A 15,129-nucleotide genomic window follows, 5' to 3' on the forward strand; every position below is an offset into this window, starting at 1 on the left:
TGCATGAAAATAAGCAACAAGCCGGAGGTGAGGAGAATTTCCGGCTAACTGGAGGAGAACTGATATGACGCATTCATTGCTCAACCCCACGCGTCGCGCCTTTCTGGCAGGCACGGCAGCGATCGGTGGCAGCGCGGTGCTCGGCATCCGCCCCGCATCGGCGGCGGTGAACTGGAAAAAACACGCCGGCACCACGCTTGAAGTCAACCTGGTCAAAAGCCCGCGCAGCGAAACGCTGATCAAATATCTGGGCGAATTCGAGGAACTGACCGGCATCAAGGTCAATGCCGAAGCAACGCCTGAACAGCAGCAGCGCCAGAAGGTGGTAATCGAGCTTTCCTCCGGCAAGCCGAGCTTCGACGTCGTTCATCTGAGCTACCACGTGCAGAAGAGACAGTTCGAAAAGGGCAAGTGGCTGGCCGATATCAGCGGCTTCCTGAAGGACCCGTCGCTGACCGATCCGTCCCTCGTCGAAAAGGATTTTGCCGAAGCCGGCATGCTGTTTGCCAAGGATAGCGACGGCGTGCTGCGCTCGCTGCCATTCTCGGTGGATTACTGGATCGTCTACTGGAACAAGGAACTCTTCGAAGCCAAGGGCCTGAAATACCCTGAGACCTTCGAGGAACTGGTGACGGCAGCGGAAAAGATCACCGATCCCGCAACCAACACCTACGGTTTCGTCGCCCGCGGCCTGAAGAACGCCAATACCCCGGTCTGGACTTCGTTGATGCTGGGTTACGGCGCAAAACCGATCGGCGCGGACGGAAAGGTCGACACCGAATCCAAGGAAGCGGTCGAGGCAGCGAAACTCTATCAACGCTTGATGACCAAAGCCGCCCCTCCCGGCGTTTCCGGCTTCAACTGGGCCGAAGCGCAGTCTGCCTTCCTTCAGGGCAAGATCGGCATGTGGTTCGATGGCGTCGGTTTTGCACCGCCGATCGAAAACCCGGAAAAATCCCGCGTGGTCGGCAAGGTCGGTTACGGTGTCATGCCGAAAGGCCCGGCAGTACAGGCGGCCGGCACCTTCGGCGATGGCCTTGGTGTCGTCGAAGCCAGCAGCAAGAAGGAAGCGGCCTACCTCTTCTGCCAATGGGCGATCTCGCACGACATGGGCGCGCGCCTGTTGCAGGCGGGTGCAGGCGTTCCTTTCCGCCAGTCCATCCTCGAAGACCAGAAGGTGCGTGAGGGCGTGAAGATGCCGGCCGCTTGGCTGGATGCGGTCGTCGGTTCCGGCAAGGTCTCGCAGCTTGCCCTGCCGGTCATCATTCCGGTCACGGAATTCCGCGACATCTACGGCGTCGGCCTCACCAACATGATCGGCGGCGCCGACCCGGCAGCTGAGCTGAAAAAAGCGACGGAACAGTTCGCACCCGTTCTGGCGCGTAGCGAGGGATAATGGCCTCCGTGAGCATCGAAAACACCAAAACAGGCGTCAGCCGGAAAGAAGGGAGCAGGCCCGCAAGGCTTGCTCCCAACTACTGGCCTTTCGTCATACCGGCACTTGTCGTCATCTCGGCGGTGATCGTTTTTCCGTGGGTCTTCACCCTGTGGATGAGCGTGCATCGCTGGACGCTCGGACAGGAGCAGAGCTTTATCGGTTTCGATAACTATATAAGGCTCGCAAGCGACGTGAGGTTCTGGGAATCGCTCTGGCACACCCTCATCTATACCGTGCTGTCGGTCGTCGCTCCGCTGTTTCTGGGAACATTGGCGGCGCTGGTTTTCGATGCGCAGTTTCCGCTGCGCGGTTTTCTGCGCGGCGTGTTCGTGATGCCGATGATGGCGACCCCGGTCGCCATCGCGCTCGTCTGGACCATGATGTTCCACCCGCAGCTCGGCGTTCTGAACTATCTCTTGTCCTTCATCCATATCGGACCGCTGGAATGGATCTACAACCAGTCCACCGTCATCCCCTCGCTGGTGCTGGTGGAAACCTGGCAGTGGACGCCGCTCGTCATGCTGATCGTGCTCGGCGGACTGGCTGCAGTACCCCGCGAACCCTATGAGAGCGCCGAAATCGACGGTGCCAACGCCTGGCAGAAGTTTCGTTACCTGACCATGCCGATGATCGCGCCGTTCCTGATGATCGCCGTCATCATCCGTTCCATCGATGCCGTCAAAAGCTTCGACATCATCTACGCGATGACGCAGGGCGGCCCTGGCACGGCCTCGGAAACCATCAACATCTACCTCTACAACACGGCGTTTTCCTACTACGACATCGGTTACGGCTCGGCCATGGCCGTCGTCTTCTTCATCATCATCGTGGCGCTGTCCTTTGTGCTTTTGATGGTGCGCCAGCGTGCGCAATGGAACGAGATGGAGGATCGCTGATGGCTCGCCAATTGCTCAAACGTAAAAACCTCGACCGCATCGGCCTGTTTTTCGTGGCGCTGGTGATGATTTCGCCTGTCATCCTGTTCTTCATCTGGATGATCTCGCTGTCGCTGAAATATGAAATCGACAACGGCGCCTATCCGCCGATCCTCATCCCCGAGCGTTTCGCATGGTCGAACTATGTGAAGGTGTTCGAGGAGAATAATTTCTTCCTCTATTTCTGGAATTCGGTGCTCGTCACCGGTGCGGCCACCATTCTGGCGCTGGTGATCGGCGTGCCTGCCGGTTACGGCATCGCCCGGCTGAAGGCGGAAAAGTCGGCTGTCGTCATCATGATCGCCCGCATGACGCCCGGCCTCTCCTTCCTCATTCCGCTGTTCCTGCTGTTCCAATGGCTGAACCTGCTCGGCACACTCTGGCCGCAGATCATCATCCATCTCGTGGTGACGGTTCCGATCGTGGTCTGGATCATGATCGGTTATTTCGAAACCACGCCGAAGGAACTGGAAGAAGCGGCAAGCATCGATGGCGCATCCTCCTGGCAGGTGTTCCGGCTGGTGGCGCTGCCGATTGCCAAGCCCGGCATCGTCGTTTCCTTTATCCTCGCGGTCATCTTCTCGTGGAACAACTTCGTCTTCGGCATCGTGCTGGCCAGCCGTGAAACGCGCACCCTGCCGGTGGCGGTCTACAACATGCTGTCCTTCGAACAGGTGAGCTGGGGACCGCTTGCCGCAGCCGCGCTGATCGTGACGCTGCCGGTGCTGCTGCTGACCATGTTCGCGCAGAAACAGATCGTGGCGGGCCTGACCGCCGGCGCCGTCAAGGGCGGCTGAATCAACCAATTAAAAATACGGGAACCAAAAACATGGCACCGGTCAATATTCTAAACGTCCAGAAGCGCTTCGGCGCAGTCAACATCATCCACGGCATCGATATCGATATCAAGGATGGCGAATTCGTCGTGCTGGTCGGCCCTTCCGGCTGCGGCAAATCCACCCTGCTGCGCATGATTGCGGGGCTTGAGGAAGTCAGCGACGGCGAAATCCACATCGGCACACGCGAGGTCAGCAACCTGCCCGCCCGCGACCGCGATATCGCCATGGTCTTCCAGAACTACGCCCTTTATCCGCACATGACGGTGAAGGATAATATGGGCTTCGCGCTGAAGCTGAAGAAGGTGAGCGCCGACGAAACCAAGGCCAAGGTCGACAAGGCCGCCGCCATTCTGGGGCTGGACAAGCTGCTCGACCGTTATCCGCGCCAGCTTTCCGGCGGCCAGCGCCAGCGTGTGGCCATGGGACGCGCGCTGGTGCGCGATCCGCAGGTCTTCCTGTTTGACGAACCGCTGTCAAACCTCGACGCCAAGCTGCGCGTGCAGATGCGCGGCGAGATCAAGGCCATGCACCAGCGCATCGGCACCACCACCATCTACGTCACCCACGACCAGGTGGAAGCCATGACCATGGCCGACAAGATCGTGGTGCTGCATGACGGCGTGATCGAGCAGATCGGCGCGCCGCTCGAGCTTTACGACCGCCCGGCCAACCTCTTCGTTGCCGGTTTCATCGGTTCGCCTGCGATGAATTTCATTCGTGGACGCGTCGAAGAAGGCGTGTTCCGCACCGTGAAGGGCTTAAGCCTTCCCCTGCCCGCCAACAGCGACATCGCCGCACTGGGCGGTCGCGACCTCGTCTACGGCGTGCGCCCGGAACATATCCGTGCAGCAAGCGGCGGTATCGAAGGCCGGGTCGAACTGGTCGAAGGCACCGGCTCGGAAATCTATGCCAAGCTGAACTGCAAGGGCGACGAGATCGCCTGCCTGTTCCGCGAGCGGCTGGACGTGAGGTTCGGCGATACGATCCATATCGCCATCGACCCGGAAATGGTTCACCTTTTCGACAAGGCAACCGGCAAGCGCATCTAACGCGCATGCCGAGTAAAATTGCGTAAGACAAAGACATAGGGTGACGGGCATGGACAGCCAACACGAGAGCCGCAAACATGTGCTGTGCGTGGGTGCAGCCGTGCTCGACACCCTGTTTCGCGTCCATGACATGCCAAAGGGCGAAGGCAAGGTCCTGCCTTACGAAATGTTGCAGATCGCCGAGGGCATGGCATCCAGCGCAGCCTATGCGGTGCACCGCATGGGCGGGCGCGCCAGCCTTTGGGGTGCGGTGGGCGACGACGAGACCGGCACCCGTATCCTGCGCGATCTCGCCGAAAGCGGTATAGACACCACAGGCATGACAGTCGCCGCCGGCGCACGCTCGGCACTCTCCACGATCATTATCGATGATCGCGGTGAAAGGCTGATCGTGCCTTTTTATGATCACAGGCTGCATGAGAAAAAGCGCTCCTGCACATCAGCGGACCTCGCCGCTTACGACGCCGTGCTGGTGGATGTGCGCTGGCCGGAACTGGCGCTCGATGTTCTTGATGTGGCACGCGCGCTCGGCAAACACGCCATTCTCGACGGCGACGTCGCGCCGGTCGAAACCCTCGAAAAGCTCGCACCCGCCGCGACCCATATCGTTTTTTCCGAACCCGCCGCCGCCCGGCTGACGGGGCTTGAGACGGTAGAGGACATGCTGGCGGTGCTGCACGCCCGCTACCCGCAAACCTTCATCGCCGTCACCGCCGGACCGGCAGGCTGCTGGTGGACGGAAGCTGGCGATCCCACTGTCCATTTTCAGGAAACGATGCAGGTCAACGCGGTGGATACGCTGGCGGCAGGCGACATTTTCCACGGCACCTTTGCGCTTGCCATAGCCGAAGGCATGGAAAGCCGCGCCGCCATCCGGCTCTCCTCCGTTGCCGCTGCGCTCAAATGCACCGTCTTCGGTGGTCGCATCGGGGCACCCACACGCGAAGAGACCGAAGACGCGATGCGGCAATGGCTGGAGCGTGAACGGGGACCGGCGCTACGCGCCTTCTGAGCGCATCCATTGCCCGCATAAAACTATTCCATTTTTGCGATGCCGTTTCCCGGCGAACTAGGCTAACGTCAAGTCAGAGCAAAGCTTTTCGCAAGCCGCGCTTGTTCCACCTTGAGCCTGCATTCCGCAAAAGTGATCGCCCGATGCATCAGACGACCCGCCCGAGACTGCGCGATATCGGCTTGCCGCCCGGCCATTTCGAGACCGGCCCGCTCAATGCCATCACCGATGTCGAAGGCGTGACGATCGGCCATTCGACCGTCATCGAAGGCGACACGATCCGCACCGGCGCAACCGCGATCCTGCCGCATGGCGGCAATCTTTTTCAGGACAAGGTGCCTGCGGGTTTTGCGGTCTATAACGGCTTTGGCAAATTTGCCGGCTCGACACAGATCGAGGAACTTGGCGAACTCGAAACGCCTGTCATCCTCACCAATACGCTTGCAACCGGCCGGGCAATCGAGACGATCAACCGCCACACACTGGCGCAGCCGGGTAACGAAAAAGTGGTGTCGATCAATGCGGTCGTCGGAGAGACCAACGATTCCCGGCTCAACGACATCCGCGCTGGACGCCCGACCGTCGAGGAAATTTCGGCCGCGCTGAAAAACGCTGCCACAGGCCCGGTGGCCGAGGGCGGCGTTGGAGCCGGAACCGGCACGGTGGCTTTCGGCATGAAGGGCGGCATCGGAACCGCATCCCGCATCGTCACCGTCGCGGGGGAGGCCTATACGCTCGGCGTTCTCGTGCAGTCCAATTATGGCGGCCATCTTCTCGTCTGTGGCAAAGCCTATTTGAGCCCGGAGCACAAGGACAAGGACGGCTCGATTGTCATCATCATCGCAACCGATGCGCCGCTGTCGTCGCGCAATTTGAAGCGCTTGGCCGCTAGGAGCTTCGGCGGCCTCTCGCGCACCGGTGCGGCACTGAGCAATGGTTCCGGCGATTACGCGCTGGCATTTTCGACCAACGAGCGGCTTCGCAAAACACCCGCACGCCGCAAGGCCGTGGCGGATTTTCCCGAGCTTTCCAACGACGCCATCTCGCCGCTGTTCGAGGCTGCCATTGAGGCGACAGAGGAAGCGATCCTCAATTCGCTCTGCGCGGCAACGACGACAACGGGTTTCAATGCCGCAACGGCCAAGGTCTCCACGGTCGAGGCCATTTCCATCGATACGCTTAAAACCCTTCTTTCAGCCTGACTTTTCCAGACGGAGTTTTCATGACTAGCCAATCCGGTCGCATCGTTTATCTCAACGGCGAATTCCTGCCCGAGGCGGAAGCCCGCCTTTCCATCTTCGACCGCGGCTTCCTGTTCGGCGACGGCATTTATGAAGTCACCTCCGTTCTCGAAGGCAAGCTGATCGACAGCGACCTGCACATGGCGCGGCTGGAACGCAGCGCCCGCGAAATCGACGTGCCGCTGCCGGTCACAACAAAGGAAATCGTCGAGGCCGAACGTCGCCTGATTGCCGACAACAACCTTGTCGAAGGCATGATCTACCTGCAACTGACGCGCGGCGCGGAAGACCGCAACTTCCTGTTTTCCGCCGATTTGAAGCCGACGCTGGTGATGTTCACGCAGGCCAAAAAACTCGTCGGCACCGCCGTGGAAGAGGCCGGCATTGCGGTCAAATCCGTTCCCGACCAGCGCTGGGCGCGCCGTGATATCAAGACCGTCTGCCTGCTGCCGCAGGTCATGGCAAAACGCATCGCCAAGGCTGAAGGCTGCGATGAGGCGTGGATGATCGAGGATGGTTTCGTCACCGAAGGCGCATCCTCCACCGCCTATATCATCACCGGCGACAGGAAGATCATCACCCGCGGCAACAGCAACAAGACCCTGCCCGGCTGCACCCGCCTTGCCGCCCTGCAACTGGCCAAGGAGGCCGGTTTCACGCTGGAAGAACGGCCTTTCACGCTGGAAGAGGCGATGAACGCAGACGAAGCCTGCCTGACCAGCGCCTCCAACTTCGTGGTTTCGGTGACGAAGATCGACGGCAAGCCGGTGGGTGACGGCAAACCAGGCGCGATGGTGAAACGCCTGCGCGCGCTCTATCTCGAAAACGCCCACCGCACCGCGATCTGACCGGGATCAATCTTCGAGAACCGCCCATATGCGCTCGACAACGGGACGGCGGTTCTCCTTGGAACGATAAAGCCGGATATCCACGGCAATATCGAAGCTTTGATCGGCGGCACGCACCAGCGCGCCGCTATCCAGCTCGTGCCGCATCAGGCTTTCCGGCACCCAGGCAACACCCCATCCCGCCATCGCCATGGCTTTCAGCCCCACCGACATGCTGCCCTCATGCACCCGCTCGAATTTCGGCAGGCGCGCACTCAGGAGATCGCGCAACAGCGGCCCGAAGAACGATGCTTTTTCGTAATCCAGATAGGCAAAGGGTTTTTTCGCGCTTTCCGTCAGGCTGTGCAGCGGTGCGCCGTCCTCTGCGGGGGCGGAAACGGGAATGATGTTTTCCGCGCCAAGCACGCGGAATTCGAAGGTCTGCGCATCGAGCAGCATCGGCACTTCGGGGTGGGCGTAGGTCAGAAGGAAATCGCTCTGCCCGTCCACCAGCGAATTGAGGTTCTCCTCCATGCTGCCGGAATCAGGCCGCAGAACCGAAAACAGCGGTCCCGCCTTCTCGTTCACCCGTTTCAGCCAGTCCGGGAAGAAGGTGAAAGACAGCGTGTGCAGCGCCGTCAGCCGCACTGTTCTGGCATCCTCGCCGTCTTCCTGCAACAGGGTGCGACGGGCGTGGTAAAGCTGCTTCAGGGTTTCCTGCGCCACCGGAACGAACTTCACCCCGGCCTCGGTCAGTCGTGAGGGATAGGAAGCGCGATCGACCAGCGTCGCGCCCACCCAAGCTTCCAGCTGCTTGATCCTTCGGCTGAAAGCGGATTGCGTGACATGGCGCTCTTCCGCCGCCTTCGAAAAATTGAGCGTTCCGGCCAGCGCCAGGAAATCCTCGAGCCATTTGACTTCCAAGGGCCTGTTCTCCCACAAAGATGTTGAACCGGCCTTTAGCTGGAACAAGGGTCTTTATTAGGAGCAATAGCAGCTGATTGAAACCCTCTTAAAGGCTTCTTGTATATTCGATCATTCGCGCCCGGCTCGCCACAAGCTCTATCCGGCTGTCGCTCAATTGATTGAGGCAGATGCGCTTCGTCCACGGCCCGTCCGAGAGCGTGAAGAGGAAGCGACCATTGCCGAGCGCCGTCAAAGGCATGGAGCGGCGCGTGGGACCGATACCCATGGTCAGCGACGAACCGGAAATCGTAAATTCCGCCCCTTCGGTAGAGCGCCAAGATCCGGAAAGCTCATCGGGCACCGCATGGTCGCCAACCGGCAGGAACCGACGAGCGGCGTGGCCTGCCTCGCCGACGATCGCATCGCCCTCGAGCCTCAGAAGCATCGGAGAGGATGCGGAGCGCGATGACACCCAGCCATCGGCATCTTCATAAAGCGTGTCGTCGCCATCGATGAAGGTCGAGGTACTGCCCTTGATCTCCAGCCACCACGGTCCGCTTTCGGTGACATAGAGGCCTTCCGGCAAGCTGGCGGCGGGTTTGGGTAAAGGCAGACCGGTCAGGGCCGCCATGCTTTCCAGCGCAATCTTGAAGCCGTTGGTATCCTCGCGGTTCGATACCACGACGAAACCCTTGCCGTTTTCCGGGTCGAGAAGGAAATACGTCTTGTAGCCGGGATGCGAACCGCCATGACCGACGAAACGTCTGTCGCCGAGATGTGACCAGCGCAGGCCGAGACCATATTCGCTCATCCGTCCATCGGCGAGCCGCCGCTCGGTGGAAAGCCCGTCCAGAACGGCGGCAAAGCTGCCCTCTCCGCGCATCAGCCCCTGCAGCCAGCGGGTCAGCGCTTCGGCACTGCCGGCAAGACTGCCGGAAGCGGAAATATGCAGCCCCGCCGCCGAAAGTTGCCAGTTGCTCTCAGCCTTCCAGTAACCCGGCACCAATCCGTCCACCGGATCGTTCCAGACGTCCGGCGCCTTCAGGAAAACACCGAACGGTCCGGCAATTTGCGTCTGCACGAAATCGTCAAAACGGAAGCCATGGCGCTCCAGCGCCGCCTCGACCAGACGATAACCGGTATTCGAATAGGAAACCTCGCTGCCGGCCGGAAAGTTCAGCCGGGTCAGCCGCGACAGATAGTCTAGAAGCGGGCCGGCCTTCGTTTCGGTGTAGACGGAAAGACCAAGCAGCGAGAGGCATTCGCGCGTGTCCGGCAACCCGCCGCTCATATCCAGCGCCTGCCCGACAGTGACGTCGCGGAGTGGCGATTGCAGCTCCGGCAGATGCTTTCCGAGTGGATCGTCAAGCCCGATCAGATCGGAATGGGCAAGCACCATGGCACAGAAGGCATGTTTGGTGACGGAAGCGTAACGCACCACGCTTTTCGGCGTGAACGGCGCAAACGTCGAAAGGCTCTCAACCCCGCCCGCATGGGCAAAACGGATGCCATTGAGATCGAAACCGATCACCGCTCCGCCTGGCTCGTTGCCGGCCCATTGCGAGACGAAACTCTCGGCAAGCGTCGAAGCGGCGTTCCAGTCGAATTGCTGTGACATTGTTCGGTCTCGTGTCTTCGTGGGTCTTGTGGGAAGCCTCATACCGCTGCCGCGACCTTCTCCCCGGTGGGAAGAAGAAGCGAGCAGCAACCGCTCGATCTATGTGCGACGGGGGCTCAAGCTGGCTCTTCCAGCCGGATACTCAGGCTGCGCAACTCTTCGGTATGCGGGTGTTTCGTGCGGCCTTCGCGTAGATCGCCTGCATTCAGCTGCTCGACCATTTCACCATTCAGCATCACGCCCACCTGTGGGCACAGATGCGCGATAACAGCCAGATTGTGGCTGACGAGGATATAGGTGAGGTTGCGCGCCGCCCGCAGATCCTGCAACAGGTTCAGGATTTCCGCCTGCACTGAAACATCGAGCGCCGAAGTCGGCTCATCGAGCAGCAGAACCTGCGGATCGGCAATCAAAGCACGCGCAATCGCCACGCGCTGACGCTGACCGCCGGAGAGCTGGTGGGGGTAACGGAAGCGCACCGCCTGCGGCAGGGCCACATCCGATAGCGCCTGCTGGATGCGTTTTTCGATATTGTCCATGCCGTGCACCAACGGCAATTCGCTGAGAATGCGGTCGATGGTCTGGCGCGGATGCAGCGAACCATAGGGGTCCTGAAACACCATCTGCACCTGCCGGAAGAATTCCGGCGTGCGCTTCAGCGGTGCATCCTTGCCGGCAAAGGCGATGCGGCCTTCCCAGCTTTCATTAAGGCCGGCCATGGCGCGCAAAATGGTGGACTTGCCCGAGCCGCTTTCGCCAACGATGCCGAAGCTGCCGCCCTTTTCGACCGAAAAGGACACGCCCTTCACCACTTCACGGTCGCCGAACTTGATACGGAGATTTTCGACGTCGATCATAGGCTGGACCACGCTGCATCACGGTTGAGAACGGGAAGACGCTCGCGCGGATGCGTCAGCGAGGGAATGCAGTTCAAGAGACCCTGCGTGTAAGGATGCTGTGCTTTCAGGAGTTCGGAAGCCTTCAGTTCCTCCATCACCCGGCCGGAATACATGACAGCCACGCGGTCGCAGAAATGCGAGACTAGCGGCAGGTCGTGGCTGATGAGGATGAGACCCATGCCGCGTTCCGATACCAGCTCCTCGATCAGCCGCAGGATTTCCGCCTGAACCGTGGCATCGAGAGCACTCGTCGGTTCGTCGGCGATCAGAAGCTCGGGATCAGGCGCCAGCATCATGGCGATCATGACACGCTGGCCCATGCCCCCGGAAACCTCGTGAGCGTAGGACGAAGCGACCTGGCGCGGATTGCGGATCTTCACCTGATCGAGCAGGGCGATTGCCGCCTCCATGGCCGCACGCTTGCTGCCGCCCTTGTGGGCGCGCCAGGCTTCCGCGATCTGTGCACCCATGGTCTTGACCGGGTTCAGCGAATATTTCGGATCCTGAAGGATGAAACCTGCCCGTTTTCCCCGGATCTGGCGCATCTGCTTTTCACTGGCGGAAAGCACGTCGATACCGTCAAAGGAGAGCTTGTCGGCCCTGATATCGGCATTGGAGGGCAGAAGCTTCATCAGCGCGCGCGCCGTGAGGCTCTTGCCCGAACCGGATTCACCGACGATGCCGAGCTTTTCTGTTCCGAGCTTCATGGAAACACCGCGCACCGCCTCGAAGCGGCTGGTGCGGGTCTGGAACGCGATCTTCAGATTTTCGATTTCGACCAGCATGGCTCAATGTCCCTTCGGGTCGAGCACGTCGCGCAGACCATCGCCAAGGAAGTTGAAGGCGAGCGAGACGAGGAAAATGGCGATGCCCGGAATGGTGGCGACCCACCATTGTTCGAAGATGAAGCGCTTGGCCGTCGCAATCATCGCACCCCATTCCGGCGAAGGCGGCTGCGCGCCCATGCCGAGGAAGCCGAGGCTTGCGGCGGTGATGATGATCGAGCTCATGTCGAGCGTGATGCGCACGATGAGGCTCGGCACGCAGAGCGGCGCGATGTGACGGGCGATGATGCGCCAGGCGGAAGCGCCTGTCAGCCGGTAGGCCGCAACGAAATCGCTGCCGCGAACCGTCATGGTTTCGGCGCGAGCGAGACGCGCATAGGGCGGCCAGGCGGTGAGCGCGATGGCGAGAATGGCGCTTTCGACGCCAGGCTTCAGCGCCGCGACGAAGGCAAGCGCCAGGATGAGGCGCGGGAAGGCCAGGAACACATCGGTCACCCGCATCAACACCGTATCGACGATACCGCCGAAATAACCGGCTATGCAGCCGATGGCGAGACCGATCGGCGCAACGAGAACAACGACGGCAATGACCATGCCGAGCGTGACGCGACCACCATAAAGAATGCGGGAAAGAATGTCGCGACCCAGCTCATCCGTGCCGAACCAGTGCTCGGCACTCGGGAAGGCAAGGCGGTTGCCGAGGTTCTGCGCGGCCGGATCGTAAGGCGCGATGAACGGCGCCAGCAGCGACAGCGCAATGAAGACGATGATGATCGTGAGACCGACCACCGCCAGCGGATTGGACTTGAGGTTCAGCCAGATGCGGTACCGGTTTCCCCAGGCAGCCTGCCTGCGGGAATGCGGCGTCTCATCCAGAGCCCAGTTTCTGAAAGTTGCTAACATCATCGAACGCGGGGATCCATTACTCGGTAAAGTACGTCTGCGAGCAGGTTGAGGCCGACATAGATCAGGCCGATCAACAGGGTCGCTCCGACGACAGGGTTCATGTCCGCGTTCATGAGCGAGACGGTGAGATATTGGCCAAGGCCCGGCCAGCTGAAGACGGTTTCCGTCACCACGGCACCTTCCAGAAGGCCGGCATAGGTGAGTGCGAGAACCGTGACGAGCTGTACGGCAACCGTCGGGAAGGCGTGCCCCCAGATAACGGTCATTGCCGAAAGCCCCTTGGCACGGGCGGTAATGACATATTCGCCCTTCAGCGCATCGATCATGAAGGCGCGTGTCATGCGGGTGATATAGGCCATGCTGAAATAGGCAAGGATGCAGACGGGCTGCACCATATGGGCGATGGCGTCGTAAAACGCGTCCCAGTCGCCGGCAAGCAGCGTATCGACCGTCATCAGGCCCGTGACCGGCGAGATCATGCCGTCATAGATGATGTCCTGCCTGCCCGGTCCGGGTGCGACGCCAAGCGTGGCGTAAAATACCAGCAGCGAAATCAGCGCCAGCATGAAGACGGGCACGGAATGGCCGGCAAGGCAGACGACGCGGATGATCTGGTCCGTCAACTTACCCTGCTTCACGGCGGCCCATACGCCGAGCGGAATGCCGATCAGCGCCGCGAGAACGAGTGCTGCCGTAGCAAGCTCGAAGGTGGCGGGGAAAACGCGCTTTATATCGATCCAGACCGGGTTGCGGGTCAGGATGGAATTGCCGAAATCACCGTGCAGCACCTGCGACACATAGTGGAAGAACTGAACGACCAGTGGCTGGTCCAGGCCCATTTCGGCCCGAACCCGCACAATGACGTCTTCAGGCGCGTTGTCGCCGACTGCCGCAATGACGGGATCGACAGGCATGACGCGCCCGATCAGGAAGGTGATGACCATCAACCCGAACAGCGTCAGAATGACGCTGCTCAGTGTCGACGATATGCTTTTGACGCGCTTGTTCAATGTTACGCTTTCTTAGCATCGTGGTAGGAATTGCCCTCGGAGAGAACGCCGAGTTCAAAGCCGGAAACGCCCTTGCGGAACGCGGCCGTCTTCGTCGTCTGGAACATGAAGACGAAGGGGCTGTTTTCCATGTGCTCGCGCTGCAGCGCTTCATAAAGCTCGATGCGCTTTGCCGGGTCCTTCTCGTCACGGGCGGCTTCTGCCTTCGCGGCAAAGTCGTCGTTCTTGAAGCGCGAACGCCACAGGAAGGGCTTGGACTTGGCGTCGTCGCCATTGTCCTTGTTGATGTTGAAGACATCGGCATTGGAATGCGGATCGAAATAATCCGTGCCCCATGCGGAAAGCGCCATCTGGTGTTCGCGGCCGCGCATCTTGGTCAGAACCTGACGGTTCTCGGCAGATTGCAGACGCACCTTGATGCCGATATCGGCAAGATTTGCTTGGATGGCCTGCGCCAGATCCGGGTAAGGCTGGGCGGAATAGTGATCCATGGTGATTTCGAAACCGTCGGCAAGACCGGCTTCCGCCATCAGCGCCTTGGCCTTTTCGACATCGCGCTGGTACGGCGTGTCGTTAACGGCGCCGGGGAAACCTTCCGGCTCGAAGCTCTGGTGAACCTTGTGCGTCAGCGGCACAATGTTTTCCTGCATGCCCTTATAGTCCAGCGCCCATTTGATGGCCTGCCAGACCTGTGGCTTGGCAAGGTTCTCATTGCCCTGATTGAGCGAGATCAGCACCAGGGAGGCGATGCTCTTGCGCTGCAACTCGATGTTGGCGTCGTTCTGGACGGTACGCAGCTGTTCCGAGGTCAGGTCGCGGGCAATGTCGATATCGCCCTTCTGCAACATCAGAAGCTGGGAAGACGGATCGGTGACATGGCGCAGGATGACGCGCTTGATGTTACCCTTGTAGGGGCCATTCGGGTTGACGGTGAGCGCTACGCTCTCGCTCGGCTTCCAGGCCTGCAACATGAAATCGCCGGAACCGGCGCTGTTTTTCTGCAGCCAGCCATTGCCGAGGTCTTCGCCCGAGGCATTTGCCAGCACGGCCTTCTTTTCAACGATCGCGCCGATATTGGCGGAGAGGCAATAGAGCAGGAACGAGATTGCGGTCGGCTTTGCCGTCGTCAGCTTCACCGTCTTTTCGTCGGCGGCAACGATGGTCGTTTCGGCATTGTCAGGCGTGAAGCCGAACTGGCCAATGATGAAGGCCGGGCTCTTGTTCATCTTGATGGCGCGCTGCAGCGAAAAGGCCACGTCTTCCGCGGTCACTTTCGCACCGCTCGAGAAGGTCGCATCGTCACCGATCACAAAGGTGAAAACCTTGCTTTCCGCATCGGCTTCCCAGGACTTCGCGATGACCGGATCGACCTTGGTGGAATCTTCACGGTTCGCCCGCACCAGCTTCTGGTACATGTTGGACATGATTTCACCGCCGACGGCTTCGAAACCCTCATGCGGATCAAGGCTCGTCATGTTGTCCAGCTGCTGCGCGACCACCAGAATATCCTTGGGCGTCGCAGCAAATGCCGGAATGTGCGCATAGGACAGGAACGGTACGGCAGCGCCGGCAATCAGCAGGTTGCGTCTTGAAATCATCGAAAATCCCCTTTCGGACCTTATTTTTCGGAAACGGTATGGGTTCGCCCCAATCCAGTCATTTTT

At 60.2% G+C, this 15,129-nt stretch carries 14 protein-coding genes; 7 read left to right on the plus strand and 7 right to left on the minus strand.

Annotation, left to right across the window (positions count from 1 at the left end):
- Positions 1-64: 64 nt before the first annotated feature.
- From ACZ5A6_RS10910 to ACZ5A6_RS10940, 7 genes are all read left to right on the plus strand, one after another.
- Positions 65-1,396 carry an ABC transporter substrate-binding protein gene (locus ACZ5A6_RS10910; protein WP_003514099.1) on the plus strand — a complete coding sequence of 444 codons (1,332 nt, stop codon included), beginning with the start codon at positions 65-67 and terminating at the stop codon, positions 1,394-1,396.
- Positions 1,396-2,334, plus strand: a complete 939-nt coding sequence (locus ACZ5A6_RS10915; protein WP_003514101.1) for a carbohydrate ABC transporter permease — start codon at positions 1,396-1,398, stop codon at positions 2,332-2,334. The genes ACZ5A6_RS10910 and ACZ5A6_RS10915 overlap by 1 nt, the downstream gene beginning before the upstream one ends.
- Entirely contained in the window at positions 2,334-3,170 is an 837-nt protein-coding gene (locus ACZ5A6_RS10920) for a carbohydrate ABC transporter permease (protein ID WP_003504003.1), read from the plus strand. Before ACZ5A6_RS10915 ends, ACZ5A6_RS10920 begins: the two co-directional genes overlap by 1 nt.
- Before the next feature lie 32 nt (positions 3,171-3,202).
- Positions 3,203-4,261 carry an ABC transporter ATP-binding protein gene (locus tag ACZ5A6_RS10925; RefSeq protein ID WP_019565059.1) on the plus strand — a complete coding sequence of 353 codons (1,059 nt, stop codon included), beginning with the start codon at positions 3,203-3,205 and terminating at the stop codon, positions 4,259-4,261.
- Positions 4,262-4,310: 49 nt separating this feature from the next.
- A complete protein-coding gene (locus tag ACZ5A6_RS10930; RefSeq protein ID WP_174060970.1) occupies positions 4,311-5,273 on the plus strand; it encodes a sugar kinase in 963 nt (320 codons plus the stop codon).
- Positions 5,274-5,416: 143 nt separating this feature from the next.
- A complete protein-coding gene (locus ACZ5A6_RS10935; RefSeq protein ID WP_174060969.1) occupies positions 5,417-6,475 on the plus strand; it encodes a P1 family peptidase in 1,059 nt (352 codons plus the stop codon).
- Between the two features lie 20 nt (positions 6,476-6,495).
- Positions 6,496-7,362, plus strand: coding sequence for a D-amino-acid transaminase (locus ACZ5A6_RS10940; RefSeq protein ID WP_003514109.1), 867 nt, complete (start codon positions 6,496-6,498; stop codon positions 7,360-7,362).
- A gap of 6 nt (positions 7,363-7,368) precedes the next feature.
- Here the strand turns inward: ACZ5A6_RS10940 and ACZ5A6_RS10945 are convergent, their stop codons facing one another.
- From ACZ5A6_RS10945 to ACZ5A6_RS10975, 7 genes are all read right to left on the minus strand, one after another.
- Positions 7,369-8,265 (minus strand): LysR substrate-binding domain-containing protein, encoded by an 897-nt coding sequence (locus ACZ5A6_RS10945; RefSeq protein WP_065702588.1) that lies wholly within the window; start codon positions 8,263-8,265, stop codon positions 7,369-7,371.
- Positions 8,266-8,353: 88 nt separating this feature from the next.
- Positions 8,354-9,865 carry a serine hydrolase domain-containing protein gene (locus ACZ5A6_RS10950; protein WP_333703900.1) on the minus strand — a complete coding sequence of 504 codons (1,512 nt, stop codon included), beginning with the start codon at positions 9,863-9,865 and terminating at the stop codon, positions 8,354-8,356.
- A 116-nt stretch (positions 9,866-9,981) separates the two neighbouring features.
- Positions 9,982-10,722 (minus strand): ABC transporter ATP-binding protein, encoded by a 741-nt coding sequence (locus ACZ5A6_RS10955; RefSeq protein ID WP_003514115.1) that lies wholly within the window; start codon positions 10,720-10,722, stop codon positions 9,982-9,984.
- Positions 10,719-11,549, minus strand: a complete 831-nt coding sequence (locus tag ACZ5A6_RS10960) for an ABC transporter ATP-binding protein (RefSeq protein ID WP_003503986.1) — start codon at positions 11,547-11,549, stop codon at positions 10,719-10,721. The genes ACZ5A6_RS10955 and ACZ5A6_RS10960 overlap by 4 nt, the downstream gene beginning before the upstream one ends.
- A gap of 3 nt (positions 11,550-11,552) precedes the next feature.
- Positions 11,553-12,455 (minus strand): nickel transporter permease, encoded by a 903-nt coding sequence (gene nikC, locus ACZ5A6_RS10965; RefSeq protein ID WP_003514116.1) that lies wholly within the window; start codon positions 12,453-12,455, stop codon positions 11,553-11,555.
- Positions 12,452-13,465 (minus strand): ABC transporter permease, encoded by a 1,014-nt coding sequence (locus tag ACZ5A6_RS10970; RefSeq protein ID WP_111783460.1) that lies wholly within the window; start codon positions 13,463-13,465, stop codon positions 12,452-12,454. The genes nikC and ACZ5A6_RS10970 overlap by 4 nt, the downstream gene beginning before the upstream one ends.
- A gap of 2 nt (positions 13,466-13,467) precedes the next feature.
- Positions 13,468-15,063, minus strand: coding sequence for an ABC transporter substrate-binding protein (locus ACZ5A6_RS10975; protein ID WP_003514121.1), 1,596 nt, complete (start codon positions 15,061-15,063; stop codon positions 13,468-13,470).
- Positions 15,064-15,129 lie beyond the last annotated feature (66 nt).

Source organism: Agrobacterium sp. 6Ca8, from assembly GCF_055382765.1.